The 23,916-nt window shown below is 51.3% G+C and carries 25 protein-coding genes; 14 read left to right on the top strand and 11 right to left on the bottom strand.

All coding sequences use genetic code 11. The features are described from left to right. Positions 1–172 precede the first annotated feature (172 nt). Together PPL9_RS00265 and gloB are read right to left on the bottom strand one after the other, a co-directional pair. On the bottom strand, positions 173–616 hold the full coding sequence (locus PPL9_RS00265) for a cupin domain-containing protein (RefSeq protein ID WP_057460761.1): 444 nt from the start codon (positions 614–616) through the stop codon (positions 173–175). Next, positions 616–1,386, bottom strand: coding sequence for a hydroxyacylglutathione hydrolase (gene gloB / locus PPL9_RS00260; RefSeq protein WP_208989077.1), 771 nt, complete (start codon positions 1,384–1,386; stop codon positions 616–618). The genes PPL9_RS00265 and gloB overlap by 1 nt, the downstream gene beginning before the upstream one ends. Before the next feature lie 186 nt (positions 1,387–1,572). On the opposite strand from gloB, the gene PPL9_RS00255 reads away from it, so the two are divergent. Next, entirely contained in the window at positions 1,573–2,373 is an 801-nt protein-coding gene (locus PPL9_RS00255; RefSeq protein ID WP_057460760.1) for a class I SAM-dependent methyltransferase, read from the top strand. 7 nt (positions 2,374–2,380) lie between these two features. Here PPL9_RS00255 and metW read toward each other — a convergent pair whose 3' ends face one another. Continuing rightward, on the bottom strand, positions 2,381–3,004 hold the full coding sequence (gene metW / locus PPL9_RS00250) for a methionine biosynthesis protein MetW (RefSeq protein WP_057460759.1): 624 nt from the start codon (positions 3,002–3,004) through the stop codon (positions 2,381–2,383). Positions 3,005–3,047: 43 nt separating this feature from the next. Beyond that, positions 3,048–4,196, bottom strand: a complete 1,149-nt coding sequence (locus PPL9_RS00245) for a homoserine O-acetyltransferase (RefSeq protein WP_057460774.1) — start codon at positions 4,194–4,196, stop codon at positions 3,048–3,050. A 285-nt stretch (positions 4,197–4,481) separates the two neighbouring features. Between PPL9_RS00245 and PPL9_RS00240 the strand changes: the two genes are divergently transcribed. From PPL9_RS00240 to PPL9_RS00210, 7 genes are all read left to right on the top strand, one after another. Then, entirely contained in the window at positions 4,482–5,330 is an 849-nt protein-coding gene (locus tag PPL9_RS00240) for a chorismate mutase (protein WP_057460758.1), read from the top strand. Between the two features lie 32 nt (positions 5,331–5,362). Further along, positions 5,363–6,460, top strand: a complete 1,098-nt coding sequence (hisC, locus tag PPL9_RS00235) for a histidinol-phosphate transaminase (RefSeq protein ID WP_057460757.1) — start codon at positions 5,363–5,365, stop codon at positions 6,458–6,460. A gap of 18 nt (positions 6,461–6,478) precedes the next feature. Next, a complete protein-coding gene (locus PPL9_RS00230; protein WP_057460756.1) occupies positions 6,479–7,414 on the top strand; it encodes a prephenate/arogenate dehydrogenase family protein in 936 nt (311 codons plus the stop codon). A gap of 198 nt (positions 7,415–7,612) precedes the next feature. Next, entirely contained in the window at positions 7,613–8,221 is a 609-nt protein-coding gene (locus tag PPL9_RS00225) for a superoxide dismutase family protein (protein WP_208980712.1), read from the top strand. 609 nt (positions 8,222–8,830) lie between these two features. After that, positions 8,831–9,775, top strand: coding sequence for a sterol desaturase family protein (locus tag PPL9_RS00220; protein ID WP_057460755.1), 945 nt, complete (start codon positions 8,831–8,833; stop codon positions 9,773–9,775). Between the two features lie 147 nt (positions 9,776–9,922). After that, positions 9,923–10,363 carry a hypothetical protein gene (locus PPL9_RS00215; protein ID WP_057460754.1) on the top strand — a complete coding sequence of 147 codons (441 nt, stop codon included), beginning with the start codon at positions 9,923–9,925 and terminating at the stop codon, positions 10,361–10,363. 2 nt (positions 10,364–10,365) lie between these two features. Then, positions 10,366–10,971, top strand: a complete 606-nt coding sequence (locus PPL9_RS00210) for a TetR/AcrR family transcriptional regulator (protein ID WP_057460753.1) — start codon at positions 10,366–10,368, stop codon at positions 10,969–10,971. A gap of 50 nt (positions 10,972–11,021) precedes the next feature. On the opposite strand, the gene typA is transcribed toward PPL9_RS00210, so the two are convergent. Together typA and PPL9_RS00200 are read right to left on the bottom strand one after the other, a co-directional pair. Continuing rightward, positions 11,022–12,842: a translational GTPase TypA gene (gene typA, locus PPL9_RS00205; RefSeq protein ID WP_057460772.1), complete on the bottom strand. Its 1,821-nt coding sequence runs from the start codon at positions 12,840–12,842 to the stop codon at positions 11,022–11,024. A 309-nt stretch (positions 12,843–13,151) separates the two neighbouring features. Continuing rightward, a complete protein-coding gene (locus PPL9_RS00200) occupies positions 13,152–13,532 on the bottom strand; it encodes a hypothetical protein (RefSeq protein WP_152986549.1) in 381 nt (126 codons plus the stop codon). 291 nt (positions 13,533–13,823) lie between these two features. Between PPL9_RS00200 and PPL9_RS00195 the strand changes: the two genes are divergently transcribed. The 4 genes from PPL9_RS00195 (at position 13,824) to folK (ending at position 17,506) form a co-directional block, all read left to right on the top strand. Then, positions 13,824–14,651 (top strand): AraC family transcriptional regulator, encoded by an 828-nt coding sequence (locus tag PPL9_RS00195; protein WP_280139011.1) that lies wholly within the window; start codon positions 13,824–13,826, stop codon positions 14,649–14,651. A 173-nt stretch (positions 14,652–14,824) separates the two neighbouring features. Continuing rightward, on the top strand, positions 14,825–16,060 hold the full coding sequence (locus PPL9_RS00190; RefSeq protein ID WP_057460751.1) for a multidrug effflux MFS transporter: 1,236 nt from the start codon (positions 14,825–14,827) through the stop codon (positions 16,058–16,060). 133 nt (positions 16,061–16,193) lie between these two features. Continuing rightward, complete coding sequence (gene folP / locus PPL9_RS00185) at positions 16,194–17,015, top strand: dihydropteroate synthase (RefSeq protein WP_057460750.1); 822 nt, start codon at positions 16,194–16,196, stop codon at positions 17,013–17,015. Then, complete coding sequence (folK, locus tag PPL9_RS00180) at positions 17,015–17,506, top strand: 2-amino-4-hydroxy-6-hydroxymethyldihydropteridine diphosphokinase (RefSeq protein ID WP_057460749.1); 492 nt, start codon at positions 17,015–17,017, stop codon at positions 17,504–17,506. Before folP ends, folK begins: the two co-directional genes overlap by 1 nt. Positions 17,507–17,521: 15 nt before the next feature. Here folK and PPL9_RS00175 read toward each other — a convergent pair whose 3' ends face one another. Next, entirely contained in the window at positions 17,522–18,043 is a 522-nt protein-coding gene (locus PPL9_RS00175; RefSeq protein ID WP_057460748.1) for a cytochrome b/b6 domain-containing protein, read from the bottom strand. Positions 18,044–18,137: 94 nt separating this feature from the next. On the opposite strand from PPL9_RS00175, the gene PPL9_RS00170 reads away from it, so the two are divergent. After that, positions 18,138–18,584, top strand: a complete 447-nt coding sequence (locus PPL9_RS00170) for a MarR family transcriptional regulator (protein WP_057460747.1) — start codon at positions 18,138–18,140, stop codon at positions 18,582–18,584. Positions 18,585–18,729: 145 nt separating this feature from the next. After that, on the top strand, positions 18,730–21,189 hold the full coding sequence (locus PPL9_RS00165) for a cation-translocating P-type ATPase (protein ID WP_208989075.1): 2,460 nt from the start codon (positions 18,730–18,732) through the stop codon (positions 21,187–21,189). A 146-nt stretch (positions 21,190–21,335) separates the two neighbouring features. Here PPL9_RS00165 and PPL9_RS00160 read toward each other — a convergent pair whose 3' ends face one another. From PPL9_RS00160 to PPL9_RS00145, 4 genes are all read right to left on the bottom strand, one after another. Beyond that, complete coding sequence (locus PPL9_RS00160) at positions 21,336–21,647, bottom strand: TM2 domain-containing protein (RefSeq protein WP_057460745.1); 312 nt, start codon at positions 21,645–21,647, stop codon at positions 21,336–21,338. 182 nt (positions 21,648–21,829) lie between these two features. Then, positions 21,830–22,375: a hypothetical protein gene (locus PPL9_RS00155; RefSeq protein WP_057460744.1), complete on the bottom strand. Its 546-nt coding sequence runs from the start codon at positions 22,373–22,375 to the stop codon at positions 21,830–21,832. After that, positions 22,372–22,887 carry a metal-dependent hydrolase gene (locus PPL9_RS00150; RefSeq protein WP_057460743.1) on the bottom strand — a complete coding sequence of 172 codons (516 nt, stop codon included), beginning with the start codon at positions 22,885–22,887 and terminating at the stop codon, positions 22,372–22,374. Before PPL9_RS00150 ends, PPL9_RS00155 begins: the two co-directional genes overlap by 4 nt. A gap of 106 nt (positions 22,888–22,993) precedes the next feature. Beyond that, the coding region (locus PPL9_RS00145) for a hypothetical protein (protein ID WP_208989074.1) at positions 22,994–23,916 on the bottom strand (923 nt) is incomplete at its 5' end.

Here is a 23,916-nt window from a genome sequence, read left to right as displayed (position 1 = left end):
AGTTTATGCGCAGAAAAATTTTCCAGAGTCCTGCAATTAACCAACAAGTCTCTGTATCTACGAGGATTTCCGGGCAGGTCTTATGCGTCTTTTGTCTAAAATTGCGGGTAGATTTCTTTGAGGTTTGGTCAAGATTATCGAGGCTTTTATTGCGCGATTCGATGACTTTGGCTCAAGGATTCCAGTCTGGTGGTGCCAGCTCGAAGCCATCGAAAAGGAAACCTGGAGCAACAGTGCAACCGACTAATGTCCACTCGCCGAGGCTTCGTGCGGACTGCCATGCATGGCGAGGTACGATACCTTGAGGGCGTTGGCCGTTTAATACATCCATGCCGAGGATGATGTCGTTTTGGCTGCCTTCTTCGGAGCTGATGGAAAGGCAGAGCGGGGCGCCGCCGTAGTAGTGCCATGTCTCAATTGCATCGATCCGGTGCCAGTGAGACTTTTGGCCCTTTTTGAGAAGATAATAGATCGCCGTTGAATAGCCGCGCCCTTCTGGGCCTTCTGTATCCCGGAAGGTTTCGGTGTAGTAGCCGCCTTCCGGATGCTCTTTCATTTGCAGTTCAGCGATGATTTCTTCAGCGGTTGCTGAGGAGGTGATCTGGTCGAGCTGCATCAGAAGTTGTCCTTGCGGCGGCGTATTTCTGCAAATATATCAACGGGTTCAGCGTTGACCATGTTGAGGTTTTTCTGGACGAGGGGATCTCGGACTCTCAAAAACGGATTGGTTGAAAGCTCGGCTGCCATGGAGGTTGGCAGGGTTGGGCGACCGATTTCACGGAGCGCTTCGATGCGTTTTGTCCGTTCCTGCAATGCCTGATTGTTTGGGTCGATCGTGAGAGCGAATTTGGCGTTGGCCAGCGTGTACTCGTGACCGCAATAGATCCTTGTTTCGGGTGGCAGTGTGTTAGCCAGGTGGCTCAGAGAGGCCCACATCATTTCGGGATCTCCTTCGAAAACACGGCCGCAACCGAGAGCGAAGAGTGTGTCGCCTGTGTGAGCAATGCCTGCCTCCTGAAACCACCAGGAGATATGGTCAAGTGTATGGCCCGGAGTACCTATGGCTTTGACTGCAATTGGGCCGACGAGAATGTCATCTCCGTCCTCAACAAAGCGATTCATGCCTGTGATGTGTTGGCGGGAGCGCTCTGGCCCGGTTACTTTTGCGCCTGTCTTCTCAACGAGTTCAGCCATTCCACCGACATGATCCCAGTGATGGTGTGTGATGAGAATGTCGGTCAGGTTCCATCCGGTCTCTTCCAGAACCTGTAAGTAGGGGGCTGCTTCTGGAACATCAATTGCAACTGTACAGCCACTGTCGGGGTGGTGAACGAGAACGCCGAAATTATCTTTCAGACAAACAAACTGCCGGACTTCAACTTCAATCATCAACCAGCTCCCAAGCATACAGTATATCTTTATGAGATCATGAGAGGACAAGCTGTCAAATTCAACTGCAAACTCACAAAACTCTGGGTGTGGTTGATTTAAGCTTGCAAATCGTCAGGAAGAAGCGTTGCGCCCAGGGCTTTGGCACCCCATGATAAGGGAAGGCAACGCGCGGAGAACCAGTTGTATCTTGATGTTACTCACTTAAAAGAGTTCTACGACCTGCCACTTGGACGGATGCTTCGGGTGTTGGTTGGGAGCCGCGTGAAAATGCTTTGGCCAGAAATGCATGGTCAGAGTTTGCTGGGTATTGGCTATGCCGCTCCTTATCTGAGGCCTTACCTGAAGAAGACCAATCGTGTGTTTGCCGGAATGCCTGCTGCGCAAGGCGTGGTGAAGTGGCCGCGTGAAGTTGAAGTGCCAAACAAAGCCTTCCTGATGGAAGATAGTCAGTTGCCGTTTCCAGATTCCTGCATTGACCGCATCTTACTTGTGCATTCGTTGGAGATGGCAGGGCAACCTGGGGCGTTGTTGGATGAAGTCTACCGGGTCTTGTCTCCAGGTGGACGGGTGATTGTGATTGTTCCCAATCGACGTGGTGCGTGGGCACGATCAGAGGTTTCACCGTTTGGGTATGGTCGTCCTTATTCAAGACCGCAGCTCGATAACTTCCTGAGCAATCATCACCTTTCAGTTGTGTCGCGGGAAGAGGCGCTGTTTGTGCCGCCGACAAACTCGAGAATGGTTTTGAAGAATGCGCGCAGTTTTGAGCGTTTAGGGGCGGTGGCCTGGTCTGCGTTTGCGGGGTTGCTGGTCACTGAAGCTGAGAAGCAGGTGTACCGTGGTATTCCGATGAAAGCGAGCCACGTGACGCGGGTCTTGCGACCAGTCTTTTTGCCTAATGGAAAGACTGCCGGTGCGCAGGCGATGAACGGGCACAGTCGCCAGCAAGAAGGAACTTTCGCCAACGAGGGCGAAAGCTGAATTTTGATTACTTCCGTTCCAGAAGGAAGACGGCCTGATCGCCGATCAGGTTCCAGACCCACCATGGTGCATTGAACCCAATGCGCTGGCCTCTTGCATCCAAAGCTTCTGCCTTAATGACTTTAGCATGGACTTCTTCAGAGAGAGCAACAAAGTCACGGATCGTGCAGAAGTGGATGTTTGGTGTGTCGTACCACTCGTAAGGCAGATAGTCGGTGACGGGCATTCTGCCTTTGAAGAGCAGCTGCATACGGTTGCGCCAGTGGCCGAAATTCGGGAAGGACACGACGACTTTCTTACCGATGCGAAGCAACTGCTCAAGAACCTGTTTCGGGTCCATTGTCGCCTGAAGCGTATGGCTTAGAATTGCGTAATCGAAAGCATCGTCCGGGTAGGCTGCAAGATCGTTGTCTGCATCGCCTTGTACCACTGAGAGCCCGCGGGCAACGGCTTCATTCACGCCTTTTTGCGAGGTGTCGAAGCCACGGCCATCAACGCCGCGTGTATCGATCAGCAGTTCCAGAAGTTCGCCAGTGCCGCAACCGATGTCCAGAACGCGTGAGCCTGATGCTACAAAATCGCAGAGAATTCGGTGATCGCCGCGTACATTACTCAAATCATGTTTTTTCATAATGAATCTGCTTTCTGATGAAGCTTACTGCTCAGTGTTACGGTCAATCACCATTTCCCGGTGCGGGAATACCTCTGGCTTTTGCTGCTCCTGTCAGGAAGCCACGCATTGTTTTGAACAGTTCAGGTTCATCAAGAAGGAATGCATCGTGTCCGCGTGAGCTCTCGATTTCAACAAAGGAGACGTTTGCTCCAGCTGCGTTGAGGGCTCGTACAATATCTTTGCTTTCCGAGGTTGGGAAAAGCCAGTCCGTTGTGAACGACATGACGCAGAAACGGGTTGTGCTATGCAAGAACGCGTTTGCGAGTTTGCCGCCATGTGCTGCCGCGAGATCGAAGTAATCCATCGCGCGGGTTACATAGAGATACGAGTTTGCGTCGAAGCGATCGACAAAAGTCATGCCCTGATGGCGCAGATAACTTTCGATCTGGAAATCTGCATCGAAGCCAAAAGTGATGGCTGAGCGGTCTTGCAGGTTGCGGCCAAACTTGCTGTGCAGGCTTTCATCAGACATGTAGGTGATGTGCGCTGCCATGCGGGCAACAGACAGGCCCTTCATAGGGCGCTTGCCTTCTTTTGCATATTGTCCGTGGCACCAGTCTGGATCCGCCATGACAGCCTGACGGCCTACCTCATGGAAGGCAATGTTCTGGCTGGAATGGCGCGGGCCTGCAGCGATTGGGACTGCTGCAAATACTTTTTCTGGATAGGCAGATGCCCATTGCAGAACTTGCATGCCGCCCATGGAGCCGCCGACAACTGCGAAAAGAGTTTCGATACCGAGCGCTTCAACCAGTTTTGCCTGGGAGCGCACCATATCGCCGATTGTGACGACAGGCAGATCGAGCCCGTAAACCTCATCGGTTTCCGGATTGGTGCATGCAGGACCAGTGGTGCCGAGGCAACCGCCGAGCACGTTTGCACAGATGACGAAGTACTTGTCGGTGTCTACTGGCTGACCAGGACCAACCATCATGGACCACCAGCCGGGCTTGCCGGTTACAGGGTTCTCAGAGGCAACGTATTGATCACCGGTGAGGGCGTGGCACACAAGAATGGCGTTGGTCTTGTCTTCATTCAGCTCGCCATAGGTCTCATAAGCAATCTGCCAAGGGGCGAGTTCTGTACCTTCATCAAGCCGGAGAGGATTGTCTGAACCAAATCGCATGAGCTTGCTGGCAGGCATATCCATCTGTGCCGCTGCAACACTGGCTTGTGTTGAGGGTGAGATATTCGGAGTCTTCTCCGGTTTTGCGCTGGCAGTCTCAGTCATGTTTTCTTCCGCGGTGTTGTGAAGGCGAATTGGGTGTTCCTCTAAAGGATTGCAAGAGAGTTTTTGCTAGGTGCCAATTGGCAGTGTGTCAACGTTTTCTTTTGCTTTCACCGTCGTTGTTTCCTATGAATTTACATGGGTTCTGTTCAATAATTCGAGTGGGTTAGTGCAATGTCTGGGTCTTCATCAGTTTCGGATTCAAAAATGAGCTTGTCTCAAGTCCGCGATAAACTAGATGAAGTTGATGATAAATTGCATGCCTTGCTTATGGAGCGTGCTGACCTGATTGAGCATATTGTTGCGGCAAAAGCTGAACAAGGTTCTATGCATGCTGTTTTTAGGCCCTCTCGTGAAGCAGATATTATGCGACGGTTGGTTGAGAACCATCGCGGTGTTCTGCCTATTATGTCATTGGAACATATTTGGCGTGAGATAATCTCTTCGCTCACAAATGCCCAGACAACTTATCGTGTACAACTTGATGGAAGTGCAGATCGACTCGCAATGAGTGAGCTGACACGCTTCTATTTTGGTTACGCCATTGAACAGCAACGCGAGATAGACCCCTCTGCTGTGCTTGCGGCGGTTGATTATTCACAGGTCGATCTTGGTGTGATCGGGCTTGAAGAACGTGCAGAAACGCCTTGGTGGCGTGGCATGGGCGCACGGGATGATGGCACCAATGGTCCTTCGATTATTGCAAGGCTTCCGTTTTTGGTTGTTCAGGACAGGCCTGCTGATCTGCCTGCTGTTGTGGTTGCGGCTCAAACTGCTGAAACTGAGAAGCCGGATATTTGTGTTTACGATGTGCGCTGGACGGGAGCTATACCGAGCTCATTGATGCACAAAGGTATAGAAGTGTTGAGTTTTTATCGCAGTTTTGAAGGCGTAGATGCGCTATTAGCTGTTCCGGGGAATATATCCGAGCAGGAGCTGGCGACTTTCTTTGAAGCTGCCGAGGCGACGCCGGATAAACTTAGATATGTCGGTGGATACCCCGCGCCGCTTGACCTAGATGATGAATTTGATAGTGAAGCAGACGCAGTTGGTTAAATTGCGTGTTTTTTGAATAAAGGAATGAGTTGATGGAAGAGCAGGTAGTACGCCCTGTCCCTCGTGCTGGTGTGTTGGCAATTGATCCGTATGTACCCGGTAAGGCGAAGGCAAATGGTGGCCATAAACTACATAAGCTCTCTTCCAATGAATCTCCTTTAGGTGCGAGCCCGAAAGCGCTTGAAGCTTACCGCACCATTTCCGAGCTTCAGTTTTACCCCGATGGCAGCGCTGGCGAACTTCGCACAGCAATTGGTGAAGTATACGGCCTGAACCCAGATCACGTCATTTGTGGATGTGGCTCTGACGAAGTGCTGAGCCTGCTGGCCTATGCCTATCTGGGTGAAGGCGATGAGGCTATTTATACCACGCACGGCTTCCTTGTTTATAAGATTGCGATCCATGCAGCTGGTGCGACACCTGTTGTTGCCCCAGAAAAAGACCTGAAAACGGATGTGGATGCCATTCTGGAACGAGTGACCGAGAAAACCAAAATGGTTTTTGTGGCCAATCCGAACAACCCGACTGGCACTTATATTCCGTTTGACGAAGTTAAGCGTTTGCACGCCGGGTTGCCGAAGACCTGTATTCTGGTTCTCGATGCAGCCTATGCTGAGTATGTGCGCCGGAATGACTATCAGTGCGGTATTGAGCTTGTTGCGAACTCCGAAAACGTTGTTATGACACGGACGTTCTCCAAGGCTTATGGTCTGCCAGCGCTGCGTGTTGGCTGGGCGTATGGTCCTGAGCATATCATTGATGCGCTGGGCCGTATTCGCGGGCCGTTTAACATGAATGCTGCTGCGATTGCAGCTGGCGCTGCTGCTGTGCGTGATCAGGCGTTTATTGAGCAGGCAGTTAGCCACAATAACGAATGGTTGCCGTGGGTAGTTAACGAACTGACCAAACTAGGTCTTGACGTAACGCCAAGTGTCGGCAATTTCATTCTGATCCATTTCCCTGAGGAACAGGGGAAGCGGGCTGTCGATGCGGATGCCTTCCTGCTGGAACGCGGGTGTGTGCTGAGGCAGGTGAAAGCCTATGGATTTGACAATGCCTTGCGCATGTCAATCGGTAGTGAGGAAGCCAACAGAGATGTTGTTGCTGCTCTCTCTGAATTTCTGAAGTAGTTCTAATAGAAGGTCTCCATGTCTGAACCCTTGTTTAGCCGGGTCGCACTGATTGGTATCGGTCTGATCGGCTCATCTCTTTCGCATGTCATGCGCCGCGAAAAGCTGGCGGGTGAAATTGTTATATCCACACGCTCAGAAGTTACTCTGAAGCGTGCGGAAGAGTTGAAGCTTGGGGACCGATATTATCTGGACGCAGCAGAAGCCGTAAAAGGGGCAGACCTTGTTATCGTTTGTGTACCGGTTGGTGCATGTGGAGCCGTGGCGAAAACTATTGGCCCTCATTTAGCTGAGGGTGCGATTGTGACTGACGTGGGGTCTGTGAAGGCCGCCGTTATTTCTGCGATGAAACCGCATATGCCGGACGGCGTGCATTTTATTGCAGGCCACCCGGTTGCTGGTACTGAGTATTCTGGCCCCGATGCTGGCTTTGCCTCTCTTTTTGAGAACCGCTGGTGCATTCTTACGCCAGACAGCGACAGTGATGCGGGTGCTACCGCGCGTCTGACAGCCTTCTGGGAGGCCTGTGGCTCTCATGTGGACACCATGGATGCTGAGCACCACGATCTTGTGCTGGCTGTTGTGTCTCACCTTCCGCATATCATCGCCTACAACATTGTTGGTACGGCTGATGATCTGGAAACGGTGACCAAGTCAGAAGTGATCAAATACTCGGCTTCCGGTTTCCGTGACTTCACACGTCTGGCGTCTTCTGATCCGACCATGTGGCGCGATGTGTGCCTGAACAACAAAGAAGCCATTCTTGAAATGCTGTCTCGCTTTTCTGAGGATCTGTCTGCCTTGCAGCGTGCGATCCGGTGGAGTGATGGCGATGCCTTGTTCAAGCTGTTTGCGCGGACCAAAGATATTCGCCATCAGCTTGTTGAAGCCGGTCAGGAATCTGCGGCGCCGAACTTTGGTCGTGAGAATGAAAAAGGCGAACCGGCTGAGTAAGATCTTGCTGGTTTTGAAAGAGTTTAGCCCGGGTCAGATTGGTTCTGATCCGGGTTTTCTATTGAAGGTGTAACCAAGACTGGTCAACTTATCAGTTGGGCAAGCGGTGTTGGTTTACCGAGGTTTCAATAGTGATTTTGATGTGGCCTCAACGCTGAATACTCTGCGCGTGGATAGAGCGTTTTCAGGAGTTTTTGGATGATGAAGCTGAGTGGATTGGCAGCAGTTGTTGCAGCCGGGTTTGCTGTTGCGAGTTTTGCTGCGATGGCTTCTAAAGAAGATCAGGTGCCTGCTGGGCCGACTGCCGTTGCCATTATGAAAGACGTTGACGGCAAGCAGGTTGGCCGTGTGGTGTTGACTGAGACTTTGAGCCAGACGCTCCATATTACTGCGGCCTTTGATGGTTTGCCTGCTGGTGTGCATGGGTTCCATGTTCATGAAACCGGTCTTTGTGAGCCAACTTTCTCGGCTGCGGGCGGTCATTTTGCACCTGAAGGGCATGAGCACGGGATTGAAGTTCCTGATGGTCCGCATGCAGGGGATCTTCCAAATCTTCATGTTCCCGAGAATGGAAAGATTGTCGTCGAGTATTTCTCAGAAATCTTAGACCTGGCTCCCGATGACAAGGACAGTCTTATTGGTGGTCCGGGCAGGGCGCTGATTGTTCATGCTGATCCGGACGACTATCACAGTCAGCCGACCGGTGATGCCGGAGGGCGGATTGCTTGTGGGGTGATTGTACCGATCAAGCAAAATGCAGATAGTTTCCAGAGCTACCCTGAAGAAACGCCTAGTGACGGCAAATAGTTTTAGCACCGCATGGCTTTACCAGCAGTGTTGAAGCATGGGTTCCCGAAAGTTCGGGAGTGAGCAAGGCGAGCAGGCAGTGCCTGCGCATTGTAAGTAAATTAGTTTCTTCGGCATTGGCTGCTCGCCTTGCCCGGGCGTTTTTGTATGAAACAAGATCTCCTCCGAAAGGCATTGGGAGCAGGCACTGTCAACGATGCACACACTTGCCAGAGACAGGTGTGATTGTCGGTGATAGCTAAACGCCTGCCAGTGTAGACGCCCATCGGGTGACCAGCTTCCGCTTGGTCCCTGCACTAAAGACTTTCAAGGGGTGTTTCAACGAACCCGCCGGGTGATGCGTTACTTCACCCGGTAGCTCCGCCCAGCCCACGCCGCACTGATGGACGGTCCACCAGCTGCCCGAATACGTGAGCACAACACTGAGAATACGTGTGGTTGAGGGCAGGGGGATAAGTTTTTGATGTTCTCTGCTCCCTCTAGCCTTGTTTCTTGGGGGCGCCCTCCCGGTTTGATGACATATACAGGAGTGTGTTACCGTAAGGGTAACTTGCCCGTGGGTGTGGGGTACACTTCGGGTTTTGAGTTCGGTTTGGGAGGGCCATCTCAATGGAGTTTTTTGACCCTATAACGTATGCGGTGCCGTTTTTTATCATTCTCATGATTGTAGAAGGTGTGGCTTTAAAGCTGCGTGGGATTGATGGTTATGAAGTCAAAGATACGTTTTTCAGTCTGGCAATGGGGATTGGGAGTCTCATCGCTGGGATTGCGTTAGGCACATCTATGTCTTATGCGGCGCACAGCTGGATTTATGGCTATCGTCTTATCGAGACTATTCCTATCAACTGGTGGACCATCCTGATCTGCTTTGTGCTCTATGACTTGGCCTATTACTGGAAACACCGCTTTGGGCACGAGTATCGGTGGTTTTGGGCGAGCCATGTCAATCACCACTCTTCTCAGCGGTATAATCTTTCAACGGCACTGCGTCAGACGTGGACGGGGACAATCACGCTGACGTTCATCTTTGGGTTACCCATAGCGCTTCTCGGCTTTCAACCGGAGATGATCTTCTTCGTTGCAGCCTGGAACTTGCTCTATCAGTTTTGGATTCACACGGAGCTGGTTGATCGTATGGGGCCGTTTGAGTGGATCTTTAACACACCGAGCCATCATCGCGTCCATCATGCGACCAACCCGCGATATCTGGATTCCAACTATGCGGGGACGCTGATTATCTGGGATCGGATGTTTGGGACTTTCAGTCCGGAAGTTGCAGAGGACCCGCCGCGTTACGGTATTGGCAAGAACCTTGAGACCAACAACCTGCTGATTGTGGCGTTTCATGAATGGATTGCGATGGTCAAGGACTTGAAGACCGCAAGATCCCTGAGAGATGTCCTCGGCTATATGTTTCGTACACCGGGATGGACGCCTGATAACTCACGAATGACCACAACGAAGGCCAAAGCGAATTGGAAACGGAAGCAGGCTGTGAAGACAGCCGAACTTGGGACCGTGGAGGAGCAGAAGGTGCAAGAGCCTGCTGAGTAACCGTAACTCTATGTAATCGGTACAAAACCCCGGTGCACACGTGTGTCGGGGTTTTTCTTGTTCACGCGGAGTTGAGGCGAGTGCTGTTGACCTGAGGTCGAAACCAACCATAAATAACGGTATCGTTACTTATGGTTGGAGGGAACCATGATTACGGAATCTGGGAATCTATCGGGCACTGGTTCAACAGGTCTTTTGCGCGCGGCTCTTTTGGGCAATGCGATATTCTCTGCCATATGCGGTGTTGTCATGGTGTGGATGCCTCACCGTGTCTCTGCGGCGTTAAACTGGCAGGGCCCCAATCTCTGGCTCCTTGTTGGGCTGGGTTTGCTTGTGTTTGCAGGCGCATTGTTGTGGCAAGGAAAACAGGGCAGGCCTTCGGTAGCATGGTGTACATTGTTCAGTCTTGGTGATTACGGGTGGGTCATCGGAACTGTTTTGCTGGGTATGTTTGCGCCAACTGTGATGAGTGGTGATGGTTGGATGATTGCATGGGGTGTCTCAGCAGTTGTTGCGTTGTTTGGCAGCCTTCAGCTTTTAGGGATTGCCCGAATGATGCGAAAAGTCCTGGATGCCATTGAGGAATGAGTATGAAACAGACCAATCCAGTGCGTACGTCCAAGCGGGGTAATAGCCGCTCAGATATCCTGAAGGCTGCTTTGCTGGAGTTTATCGACCGTGGTGTCGATGGCGTGCGGATGGAGCATGTAGCAGATCGGGCAGGCTATAATAAAGCACTAGTTTATAAGCATTTTAGGTCCAAAGAGCTGCTGTTTGAAGCTGTTTTAACCGCGCAGTTTCAAGAACGGGAGCAGATGCGTTCCAGTATCTCAGGTGATCTTTCTGAGATGTTGATGGGGTGGTCTCAAGCCAACAAAGGTGATGCCGATTTCTTCAAGTTACTCATGAGGGAGGCGTTGGATTTTGAAGGTGATTGCCCTGTGCATGCCGACCAGAGGAAAGCTTATTATACGCAACAGATTGCTGTGTTGGCTGACTTGCAAAAAGAGGGGAGGTTGCCGACAACATTGGAGCCACACTACCTGTTTCTGGCGTTGCTTGGGACGCTTTCAATTCCGCAGCTTTTGCCGCAAGTGGCAGAGTTGGTTGTCGGTGACGCACCGGGGGGGGAAGAGTTTGAACAGGGACTGGCGGTGTTTTTGAAGGCCTTTGGAGAGGTCCTATCGCCCAAATAAAAAGGGAGAGCCGAAGCCCTCCCTCAAATAACTCATCAATTTAAGCAGCCTTAAGACGCTTTGTTTGATGCGCGTTCAGCGCGCTTACGGTCATGCGGGCACAGCAGTGCTTTACGCAGACGGATGGATTCTGGGGTTACTTCCACCAGTTCATCTTCAGCGATATAAGACAGTGCGCCTTCGAGGCTCAGCTTGATTGGGGTGGTCAGCTTAACAGCATCGTCCTTACCGGAAGAACGGATGTTGGTGAGCTGCTTACCCTTCAGAACGTTCACTTCAAGGTCGTTACCGCGTGTGTGTTCACCAATGATCATGCCCTGGTACACTTTCGTGCCCGGATCAATCATCATTGGGCCACGGTCTTCCAGGTTGAACAATGCGTAAGGAACAGCATCGCCCTGACCGTTGGACAGCAGAACGCCGGTGTTACGACCCATAATTGCACCTTTGTAAGGTGCATATTCATGGAACACACGGTTGAAGATCGCGGAACCGCGGGTGTCTGACATCAGCTCAGCCTGGTAACCGATAAGGCCACGGGTTGGAGCGTGGAATACCAAACGGGAGCGACCGCCACCGGATGGGCGCATTTCAAGAAGCTCACCTTTGCGTTCGGTGATCTTTTTAACAACAGCACCCTGGAATTCATCATCAACGTCGATGATAACTTCTTCGATTGGCTCAAGACGCTTACCAGCTTCGTCTTCCTGATAAACAACGCGAGGACGACCTACGCAAAGTTCGAAGCCTTCACGGCGCATGTTTTCGATCAGGATTGCGAGAAGCAATTCACCACGACCGGAAACGATGAAGGAATCTGCTTCTGCAGTTTCTTCGATCTTAAGCGCAACGTTACCTTCAGCTTCCTTCATCAGACGCTCGCGGATAACGCGGGACTGAACTTTGGAGCCTTCCTGACCTGCCAGAGGACCGTCGTTGACGCGGAACATCATGGACAGGGTTGGCGGATCGATTGGCTGTGCCTGAATTGGCTCGCTCACCTGAGGTGCAACGATTGTGTCTGCCACGGTTGCTTTGGTCAGACCAGCGATGGAGACGATGTCGCCTGCTTCACCTTCTTCAATTGCCTGACGCTCAAGACCACGGAACGCGAGAACCTTGGAGATACGGCCAGTTTCGATCACACTGCCATCACGTGACAGCGCTTTGATCGCCATGTTCGGGGTCGCAACGCCAGATGCGATGCGGCCTGTCAGAATGCGGCCAAGGAACGGATCAGATTCGATTGTTGTTGCGAGGAGGCGGAATTCGCCTTCTTCGGATTCTGGCTCTTTTACATGGTCAAGGATCATGTCGAAGAGTGGTGCCATGGATTCTTGTGGGCCAGCTGGCTCAAGAGACATCCATTCTTGCTTGGCGGAACCATATACAACTGGGAAGTCGAGCTGCTCTTCGTTTGCGTCAAGAGCTGCGAACAGGTCGAACACTTCGTCCAGCACTTCATCAGCGCGTTGTTCTGGTTTGTCGATTTTGTTGATCGCAACGATTGGCTTCAGGCCGAGCTTCAGCGCTTTACCAAGTACGAACTTGGTCTGCGGCATCGGGCCTTCAGCTGCGTCTACGAGCAGTACAACGCCATCTACCATATGCAGAATGCGCTCTACTTCACCGCCGAAGTCAGCGTGACCTGGTGTGTCAACGATGTTGATGCGTGTGTTGTTCCAGACCAAAGAGGTGTTCTTGGCAAGGATGGTGATGCCGCGTTCACGCTCGATGTCATTGGAGTCCATCATGCGTTCTTCGGTGCGCTGGTTTTCGCGGAAGACGCCGGACTGCTTCAACAAGACGTCAATAAGGGTCGTCTTGCCGTGGTCAACGTGGGCGATGATCGCAATATTGCGAAGTTTCATGGTGGCTCCGTCTGGCCATAGGAAGTCGCGGCGTGTGGGAGGATCATGAGGTGCCCGATCCACGCCATTCCTTCAATCTGGTTTTTCTCTAATGAAAGATGCGCTCTTCTATCCTATTTTTGTGTCAATTCAAACCATCTCGCTAAAAAACTGCTAAGTATTTAGTCCAGCTCACTTTTTTACTGGTGAGCCTGGTTTTTTGAATAGACTTTGCCGGAAAAAGAACGCAATTCAGCATCTGTTTAGCTGATAAGTCATCGTTCGGATATTAGAATATGAGGCTTTCGGTGCAAAAGTGTGCCAGATCACTTACTCTTCATTTATGAAGTTGTAATCATCGACAGATAGCAAACCGGATTTTCTTACCAGTCTGGAGCGTACGTCGACTTCTGCAAGGTCGTAGGCGTGCATCCATTGGCACTCATCGGGGCAGCGACCGACGATATCGTAGTTTTTTCCGGCAGGGATGTAGAACTCTTCGAAGGGCTCCAGATTGATAAACTGGCCGTTGATGCCTATAGACATACCCGAGGTGAGAGCGACAAAGATTTCTTCTGCCTCAGCAAATAAATTTCTCCAGATGCGGCCTGGCGTGTCGATTTGGTGGTGAAATGCGTAGCCACGTTCGCGAAAGCTTGCTTGCAGCTCCTGTTTCTGTTGTTCAAGGTGAGACAGTTCAGCTAAAAGCAAGCAATGCTCCTTTAATTTAGACCTTAGGCTAACTAATAAATTATGGGTAAGCACCATCCGAAGACAGTCGCTTGACTACAAAAAGGAATATGGCAATCTAATACCATTCAATATCGCAATATTGGGTATTGCAATCCCCAATATTTACACCAACTTATTCGTGGTGGGTGATTAAAAGACAATAGAATACCCCCTGTGCGCGTAATCCCAAAAGTTGTTGGAAAACCAATGCAATTTGCAACCCAACAGTGGTTAGAAGAATGGTTTGCCCCACTCGCTCAAAGCGAGGGTGTGAGTGCAACCAGACATGAATGTGTCGAAGTGATTCGCATGACAACGGCGACAAAGCCTCGCGCTGTTATGTATTCACCAAGCATTCGTATCGTTTTTCAGGGTCTGGTCAGAGGCCATTTGGGTAGTCAGAGTTTCCTCTATTCCCAGCAAAGCTATGCCGCGCTCGTCTCTCCGATCCCGCTTGAGATTGAGATTGTAGAAGCGTCTCCTGAGAAGCCTCTCTATGCGGTCAATTTGGCGATCGATATCAATGTCTTGGCAGAGCTGATGCTGCTTATTGAGCAAGAGCCTCTCGAATTCGAGTATGGCGAAACGCTCGGTCGACCAGCGCATCTGTCTGAAGAGGCATTGTTTTCTGTTTGTCGCCTGATGCAGACGCTAAATAGCGAAGAACAAACTAAAATTCTCGCTGATGGGTACTATCGCGAGCTTTTGTACCACGTGCTCAAGTCCGAGTACGGTGCAAGCCTGAGGGTGCTGTTCCAGAACAGTGAGAAATCTCAAGGGATTGCGCGAGTTCTTCAAGTGTTGCACGAGGATTTCTCAACAAATCTCAGCGTAGACCAAATGGCGAAGATGGCATGTATGAGCATTTCTGCTTTCCATGCTGGCTTTAAAGGTGCCACCGGTCTTTCTCCGCTGCAGTACGTTAAGTCGATCCGCTTGCATAAGGCGCGGTCTATGATGCTGAGCCAGAACATGAGCGCCAGTCAGGCTGCTTATCGGGTTGGTTATGCAAGTCCGTCGCAGTTCAGCCGAGAGTTCAAGCGTTTCTTTGGCAGCTCTCCAACTCAGGAAGCAGCGAAGTTTCGTGTTTTAGCGTAACGCATAATGTGCTCGCTTATAGGTTTTTGACACGCGCATTCCGAAAGGAGGGCGCGTGTTTTTCGTTGTGCGCTCTACGCAATTTTCCTAGAGTTGCCGCGCATCTGATGATTATCAAGAAAACTGGTGAAGCGCATACGGGATAGCCCAGTGCCTTGCCTTGGGGTTCGGGAATGACAAAGGCAACGGGTACACACACAGAGCTTAAGCTCTCGGCTGGTCGTACGGCTGTCATTGGCGCGTTGCTGGTGACGATTGGCCCGCTTTCCATGGCGCTTTATACGCCTGCTCTGCCGACTTTGGCGGAGGTGTTTGGGACGACGGCTGCTGTCGCCAAGCTTACACTGACCGTTTATTTTGCAGGCTTCACGCTGGCGCAGCTGTTGTGCGGGCCTCTTTCTGATGCGTTTGGGCGTCGTCCTATCATTCTCGGGTTCTTCAGCTTGTATTTGCTCGGCAGCCTTTTGGCGTGGCTGGCGCCGAACATTGAAATGCTGCTGCTTGGCCGGCTGATACAAGGGATTGGTGCGTCCAGCGGAATTGCGGTGGCGCGCGCGATTGTGCGAGATCAGTTTTCTGGTGAGGCTGGTGCGCGGATTATGAACTTGCTGGCCGTGATGCTGGGGATCGGGCCTGCTATCTCTCCGACAATTGGTGCTTTAACGCTCAGCGCGTTTGGTTGGCAGGCGATCTTTATTTTGATGGTGATCTATGCCGGGTTCATCCTGCTGTTAACGCTCACCGTTTTGCCGGAAACCAATTCTCACCGAGATGTGAAGCTTATTCGGCCCAGGCAGATGGCGTCTTCCTATTGGACGCTGCTGAGGTCTTTTGAGTTCATGCAGCCCTCGCTGATCCTCGGGTTTACCATTGGCGTAATCTATACGCTCTCGACGATCTTGCCGTTTGTTTTGATTGAGCGGCTTGGGTTGACGCCTTTGCAATTCGGTATGGGGATGGTGCTTCAATCAGGGTCGTTCTTTGCTGGTGGAGTAGCTACCCGTTTGCTCTTAAGGCGGTTCAGTACAGAGGCGCTTCTTGGGCCTGCGCTGATTTTGTGCGGCATGGGCGGATTGGCGTTGTTTACTGTCACGCAGCTTGAATATCTGAGCTTTTTGAGCATCATGATCCCGATTGGTGTGTTTGCTTTTGGCGCTTCAATGGCTCTGCCAGCTCTCTCTATGCGGGGGATGGAGCCGTTTCCCAAGATTGCAGGGGCTGCTTCTGCTTTGATGGGCTTTATGCAGATGGCGGGTGGTTTTCTGGGAAGTTTGGTTACCGCGATTGTTGTGCCTGATCCTGTGACCGCTCTGGGCGTTGTGATGCCAGGCATGGCCTTTCTCGCGCTGTTCCTGTTTGTGTTACCGGTAAAAAAACGAGACGTGGAAGAACAGTCTGTCAGTCCTTAAAAGCACGATGATCTGATCGCTATGCAGTAAATATCGGCCATATCTTGTAGCAGGTAGAAAAGGTCTTTTGATTTTTGCTGGAAACAAAGGCGATGGGAGGCTATGAGGGGCCAGAAATTGGGAGGGAACCCTTATGGCAGAGTTTGATCATGGATTGCTGGCAAGCTCTCAGCGTCCGCTCGTCATGGGCATATTGAATGTAACCCCGGACAGCTTTTCTGATGGCGGCCAGTTTGATGCGCCAGCAGTGGCGTTGGCGCATGCAAATGAAATGCTTGCTGAAGGTGCTGACATTATTGATGTTGGCGGCGAGAGCACACGGCCCGGAGCTATGGTTGTTCAGGAGCAGGATGAGCTGGAGCGTGTTCTGCCGGTTCTTGAGCTGATCAAAGAACTGCCACTGCTGATTTCCATTGATACCTATAAGGCGAGGGTTGCTGCTGAGGCGTGCAAGGCTGGGGCGCATATCGTGAATGACGTTTGGGGCCTGCAGAAAGACCCTGAGATGGCTGATGCCGTGGCAGATGCTGGTGTGCCTGTGGTTATGATGCATAACCGCAGTGAGGTGGATGAGCAGCTGGATATCATGAGCGATATTGATCGCTTTTTTGAAAGATCCCTCAAGCTGGCCTCTGATGCAGGCATTGCCGAAGAACACCAGATTCTTGATCCCGGTTTTGGGTTTGGCAAAACTCTTCAACAGAACTATCAGATCCTGAGCCGGCTCTCAGAACTTCGGAAATTCGGTCGTCCTGTCCTAGCGGGAGCTTCTCGCAAGCGGATGGTTGGATATGTGTTGAATAATGAAGCGCCAGAGCGTATGGCTGGATCGCTTGCAGTACATACGCTGGCTCTGCAAAACGGAGCACAGATCCTGCGAGTTCATGATGTGAAACCGCACGTGGATGCAGTACTGATCTTCCAGGCGATGAAGGAACTAGGCAGCAGCCAATAATGACACAAGAAAAAATTGTTGCAGCTCTAGGTTTGGGCTCAAATCTTGGCGATACAAAAGCGAATATCGACGGTGCAGTGGCCGCATTGAATGCCGTCGACGGAATCTCAGTTTTGCAGAAATCATCTGATTACCGGACCCCGCCTTGGGGACCAGTGCCACAGGATGACTACCGCAATTGTTGCATTACCGTGGAGACGGTTCTTTCTCCGCGTGCGCTGTTGAATGCCGGTCTTGATGTTGAGAAGCAGCTGGGCCGTGTGCGTGATGTGCGTTGGGGGCCACGGACGATTGATATTGATCTTCTGATCTATGATCATGCAAGCGTTGAGGAAGAGGGACTTCAGGTGCCTCATCCGCGCATGGGCGAGCGTGCCTTTGTGCTTATTCCGCTTGCTGAGATCTGGCCGGAGGCACCGCTGCTGGACGGGCGAACTGCAGCAGAAGCGCTGGAAACCTGCGGAGAGAAAGAAGGCATCTACAAGCTGTAGATGCCTTGTCTTTGATCAGGCCGGTTTCATTCTGGCGACAAGATTATCTTTCAGTACCAGTTGATGATACAGCGCTGCGATGACGTGCAGCGCAAATGATGCAAGCAAGATCGGGGCTGCATAGCCATGGATTGCGGCTGGCGGGATGGTGATGTTTTCTGGCCAGGCTTGCCAGTCTCCTGCCATTGCGAGTTCCATGAGGCCTGCAAACAATGACATGCTCATGCCAGAGATGATCAAAGCCAGGGGCGCGAGGTAGAGGAGCAAGTGGACCAGCTTGGATAAGCTGATCATGACGATGCCCCAATTGGGATCTGGTTTTGGACGTGCATGCTTGATCAACAGGACGATGCGATAGACTAGGAACAGGCCTGTCAGAGCGCCTAGCCCTGCATGTGCCATGAAGATATTGAGCTTTTCAGGCGAGATTGCGCTTCCTTCGAGAACTTTTCCCAAAATGAACACAGCAATGATGGTGACGGCGAACAACCAATGAAGGATGATTGTCGGGCGGCTATATTTTTGTGGTGATGACATTGGGCTTACCTTTGGCGATAGGAATGTAGTTATTTTAGTTTACATGTAAATTAGATGTCAATAATATAATGAGATCAAAATATTCAGGAATTCGATGACCGAGACCCCCTCATATCTGCCCTCTATGGGGCGACTGCTGAACACCTTGTCTGAAGCAGCTTGCAACTTGGCTGAGGACTACTTACGTCCGCACGATATTTCTCTGGCGCAGTGGGTCGTGCTTTCTGCATTGTGGCGGCAAGATGGACTGAACGTCTCGGAGCTTTCGGAGTATTCAAGCAAGAAGACAGCTGCGCTTTCTCGCTTGCTGGACCGCATGGAGAGCAAGGGGCTGGTCAGCCGTAGTGCTGTTGAGGATGACAAGCGGTCAGTGAAAATCCATCTCACGGAGAAAGGGCGGGGACTGTCTCATCTGATTGATATGTATAAGCATGTGAATGGGATTTTGTTGTCAGATTTGACCGAAACTGAGAAGGAACAGTTGCTCCCAATGCTGGAGCGTATGCTCAAAAGCGTTCAGGTGAAATCCAGAAAGTCGTGAAATCTGAACCTGATGCTAGCGTTCTCTGTCAAAACAGCAGGGGCCTTCGAAAAGAAAATTCATAGAATTTGCATTTTGCTCTTGAAGCTATAGCGACTAGAGGTCTTATCTTCTCTTGCAATGAAGAAATTGCATGGAGTGGATCATGTCCAACGCGGAAGATCGAGGCCAGAAACTCTCTCCGGAAGAGATTGAAGATCAAATCACGAAAAGCTGCTGTTCTAACAAAGCGGTGCAGCCTCAGGATACTGAGGGTTCCTGCTGTTCTGGTAACAGTGCTGTTCAAGAGAACGAGACCTCTTGCTGCTCCTCCGATCATGATAGCTCTGAAGATGATTGCTGCAGTTCTGCTAGAGAGCATGAGCATACGCATATACATGCTCACACAGGTTGCGGGTGTTCCAGCCAGAGTGAAGCGGCTATTCCCGATGTAACCAACTGGAAGGGCGCACGTTCTTTCCGGGTTGAGGGGCTGTGCTGCGCGGAAGAGATGGGAATTCTTCGCCGTGTTGTTGGGCCTGTTGTTGGTGATCCTGAATACCTTGCGTTTGATGTTTTGAACGGCAAGATGATCGTCTCTCCTGTTGCGCGTGACGTCGCTGATGAGAAGATCATCAAGGCGGTTGATACGACAGGCATGAAGGCTGCTCTGTTCATTGAACAAGAAGCAGCGGATGCCCGCGCGAAGCAGCATCGGCGCCTTGGTACATTTACAGTTGCCAGTGGCTTGTTCTGGGCAATTGCGCTTGTTGTTCAGGCGGTTCTGTTTTTCTCCAGCACCAACTCTACGGATGTGTTTAGCGTCTTCCAGTCCGTGCCGTCCGGGCCGGTAGAGGTTCTGTATATGCTCGCCATCGTCGCAGGATTGCGGTTGGTGGCGCCTAAGGGATGGTATGCGCTCAAGACGTTGCGGCCTGATATGAACCTGCTGATGCTGGTCGCCGTTGCCGGTGCTATCGGCATTGGAGAGTGGTTTGAAGGTGCGACGGTTGCCTTCCTGTTTTCTCTTTCGCTTTATCTGGAAAGCTGGAGTGTTGGGCGGGCACGTAAAGCTGTTGCAGCGCTTATGGATATTGCCCCAACCGTTGTTCGCTTGCTCAAGCCTAACGGAGGTGAAGAAGACGTTCCTGCCAACAGTGTGAAGCCTGGCGCGACTTTTGTTGTTCGCGGTGGGGATCGTATTCCGCTTGATGGCGTCGTGCGCAAAGGTGTTGGCAGTGTCGATCAAGCTCCTATCACCGGTGAAAGTGTGCCCGTGATGAAAGAGGCGGGTGATGATGTTTATGCTGGTACCATCAACGGGGAAGGCAGCTTTGAAGTAGAAGCAACCAAGGGTGCTGATGACACTATGCTTGCCCGCATTATTCGCATGGTGAGTGAGGCGCAGGCCCGGCGTGCTGCAGCAGAGCAGTGGGTTGAGAAGTTTGCCCGCATTTACACGCCTGCGGTGATGGTTCTTGCGATTTTGCTCGCTACGATTCCACCTCTGCTGTTTGGTGCAGCCTGGATGGATTGGTTCTACCGTGCCCTTGTGCTGCTGGTTATTGCTTGCCCATGTGCGCTGGTTATCTCTACGCCCGTCTCCATCGTGGCTGGCTTGACCTCAGCAGCTCGCAATGGCGTGCTGATTAAGGGCGGTGTTTTCCTTGAGCTGCCTGCGCGGCTGAAAGCTTTGGCCTTTGACAAGACTGGTACCATTACCAACGGTCTGCCGACTGTGACTGATGTTTATCCGCTATCTGGTCATAGCGTTGAGGAGCTTCTTACTCGTGCTGCTTCTTTGGAAGCTCGAAGCTCTCACCCACTTGCAGAAGCGATCCTGACACGCGCTAAGGAAGATGGTGTTGAGTATCAGGCTGCTGAGAATGTTGAGCTGTTGCCAGGGCGTGGTCTTTCTGGCCAGCGAAACGGTAAGAGCTACTGGCTGGGATCTCGTCGCTTCCTGAATGAAAAGGACTTCGAGATTGGTGAAGCCGATGCGAAGGCGCGTGAACTTGAAGCTGAAGGGAAGACTGTTGTTGCAGTTGGAACTGACGCGCATGTCTGCGGATTGATTGCCCTGGCTGATACCGTTCGCGATACGGCAGAAGAGCTTGTGTCTCAGCTGCATAAAGCAGGCGTTGTGAAGCTGGTTATGCTGACTGGTGATAATAAGGCGACCGCTGAACGTGTTGCATCCTCTGTCGGTATTGATGAGGTGCGTGCCGAGTTGCTGCCGGAAGATAAGGTCGCAGCCGTTGAGCAGCTCTCTCATGAATATGAGACAGTTGCGATGATCGGCGATGGTGTGAATGATGCGCCTGCCATGGCACGAGCCAGCTTTGGCATTGCGATGGGTGCCATTGGTTCTGATGCTGCCATTGAGACCGCCGATATCGCGTTGATGAAAGATGATCTTTCCCGCTTGCCGTGGCTCATTCACCATTCCAAGCGGACGCTCCAGATCATTCATCAGAACATCGCATTTGCGTTTATCGTGAAGGGTATTCTGGTGGTGCTCACCGCGATGGGCTTCGCCAGCCTCTGGGCAGCGATCCTGGGTGATGTGGGAGCCACGTTGATTGTGGTGACCAACGCTTTGCGGTTGCTGAAGGACAAAGCGTAATTGCTAAAGCAGTTCGCATTTAAGTCGAAACACATGAACTGCTTTAGCCTTTGTTTTTGCGTATCTTTATCCGAAAACCGGTTTCCACTTTTTGGAGATACGCTGTAAAAGAAAAGCCGAGGTGGTTTGCCTCGGCTTTTGATCTCTTACTTTATGTAGAGCGCAGTTTCATTTGCGATCTGAATGTTTTTGTTGCGCGCAGCACCCATAATCAGGAACCAATCGATCAACGTCCAGATGCCGAGTGCACCGAGTGTGATGAGTTTAAGGATTCCAAGGCCGATCTGACCGGTGTAGAAACGGTCGATGCCAAAGCTGCCGAGGAACAGGCCAAGCACGAGTGCTACAACAGGGTTCTTTTCTCTGCCTGCAAACATCACATCAAAGTCAGACTGTTTTTCAGCTGGGATGTTATCTCTCAGTGCTTTCAACTGCATAAAGTAATTTGCTTTGTTCATAATTCACCTTTCAATTGCACAGTTGTGCGGGTGCAAATTCTTGATCGAAGAAGTAGCTCTTATATCTTTTGAATTGCAATCTGCAAGGTTTATATCGGTATCTTTTCGTCTGTTAAATTACTTAGTTGTTAGAGGGGGTTGGAAATTGGAGGTCTCGTCATTTGAGAGGTGAAATGACTGCCTTAACGAGAGGCTTGCGGAGAAGAGGGTTTATTGATCCGCCATCCGCCTGACTCTCGACCAGCAATAATCCAGTAGATAAAACCTGCGATAAATCCGGCTGATGCGGCGATGGATGAGCCGGGGCGGAAGCCTTCGGAGGCGGGTGTTGGGACTGTGGTTCCTGATGTTGAATAGGCGATGATACTGCCCGTCTCGCTGGATGCATAAAACAGGTCGGTTGGAAGAGCACCGCCAATGCCCCAAAGTACCAGCGCGATAATACCACCTGCGGATACGTGGTAGATAACGCCGCGCCATTTCATGAGTTCTGCAAAGCCAATTGCGAAGCCGCTTGGGATGAGAGAGAGCGCACCAATCGCGCTTGCAGAGATGATGGTACTCCATGTGATCACCAGTAACTGAATGATGTCAGTCTCTGGTCCACCGTGAACGCTCAAAGTTCTGAAAAAGCCCCAGGATAAAAACAGGCCCGCCGCAATGATTGCGAGTGAGAAACCAAGAGCAATCCGGAGCAGCTGGATGAAGAGCTTGGTTCCGTCGATCATTGTGCAGTCCTTTGCATCTGTCTCTGGTGTCTAGGAAAACGGTTCGCCCAGAATACACCAAGAGCTACTGAGCAAATGAGGATTTCAAATGCAAATGTCCAGTGCAATATGAAGCTCCAAATATAGTTGTCATAGATAGCTGGAATTTTGACCAGTTCAACTTGAAGTTTGGAAAATGGTGCAAGCCAGAATACGGGAGCAGCAACACTATCAAGGAGCATATGTAAAAGGCCGCCCATACCAAGGCCAAGCGGAATGACTCCAACACGGAAGTTCCGATGCAAAAGCACGGCAGACAGGGCAATAAGCATCATCCATGTTATTGGCCAGTGAGTAAGATAGTGTCGGTGATGGGTGCTTTGATTGTCTATGAGATAGAAATAAAGCATGTCAGCGTCAGGTAAGACGCTGCCAATTGAAGTCCAAATGACGAGCTGCTTAGATTTTTGATCTAGGTATTTAGTTGCCGCTTTTCCGAGTAGATAGCCGGCGGGCAAATGGGCAATAAACATGATTGAAACCAATGGATTATGAAGTTCTGAGAAGCTTCAATCATGACTGTGGCGAGAGTTTGTGATGATCGCACAATACACGCTGACTCACATAAACGATTGGATTTCAGCTGTTCTCTGTTCTGGTCAGCAGCATGGCTACGCTGATGAAGTGGAAGTCGTAGAGGTGTGGAGCCTCGCGGACGCGCTCTTCGCCTCGGGCATAGATGCTGTCGAGGAGCTCGCTGAGGTTTGGAGTGTCTGAGAGAGCGGCCTGTAGTGGTGCTTCAGTGAAGGCACGGTAGAAGTTCACCATCTGGTTTGCGTAGGCTGATGCGTCGTTGTCTTGTTTGTACTGCTCAACAAAGGGGACGGGTGTTTCGTAACATTCTGCTTTGTCTATAGTGAACAGGTGAGATAGCGAGCCACTTTCGGGTTTTACGGATGCTGTGAGCTGCTCCAAGCTGCGTATATAGACAGGATGGTAATAGCGCTCGTAGGTATCCTGAGAGATTGAACCGTTGGCGACATGATCGAGCAAAGACAGATTAAATAAGTTCACGATCCCGTCTGCGGTTGAGACATGCTCATTTCTGCCGACAGTTTGCAGCAGGAGTTTGCCGCCGGGCTCAAGCTCATTTGCCCGTGCCTTCAAAAATGTTTCCAGATCATTAGCAGCCTGCTTCTCGAAGACTTCTTTATCCTGTGCTGAAATTGAGCCTCTCTCGTTAGCGAGGCTCGGGCCGTTTGGCATAACGTAATCGGGCAGACGCTCCAACGGGCGCTCAGAGAGGAACACCGTGGCGTTGAAGGATGTGGCCAGATGCGCGGAGCCGGGAGGCAAAAGCTGGTTGAACATGGAACCACCGACAATGCTGCCGAAAACAGTTGGATCGGTGTAGGGTGGCTGGGCACGGTTGCCGATGGCGTCAAGCAGAGTGGAGTAATCGTTGCTAAAGCGTTTCGAGATTAATTTGAGATGCATCCTGCGGCTTTGAAGTAGTTCCAGCATTCTGTCGGATTGTAGAGGTCGCAGATTTCCCCGATGGC

The sequence above is a fragment of the Pseudovibrio sp. POLY-S9 genome, assembly GCF_001431305.1.
Taxonomy (GTDB): Bacteria; Pseudomonadota; Alphaproteobacteria; order Rhizobiales; family Stappiaceae; genus Pseudovibrio.
The sequence above is the reverse complement of the archived record's forward strand: the minus strand, read 5'-3'. Positions and strand labels throughout refer to the sequence as shown.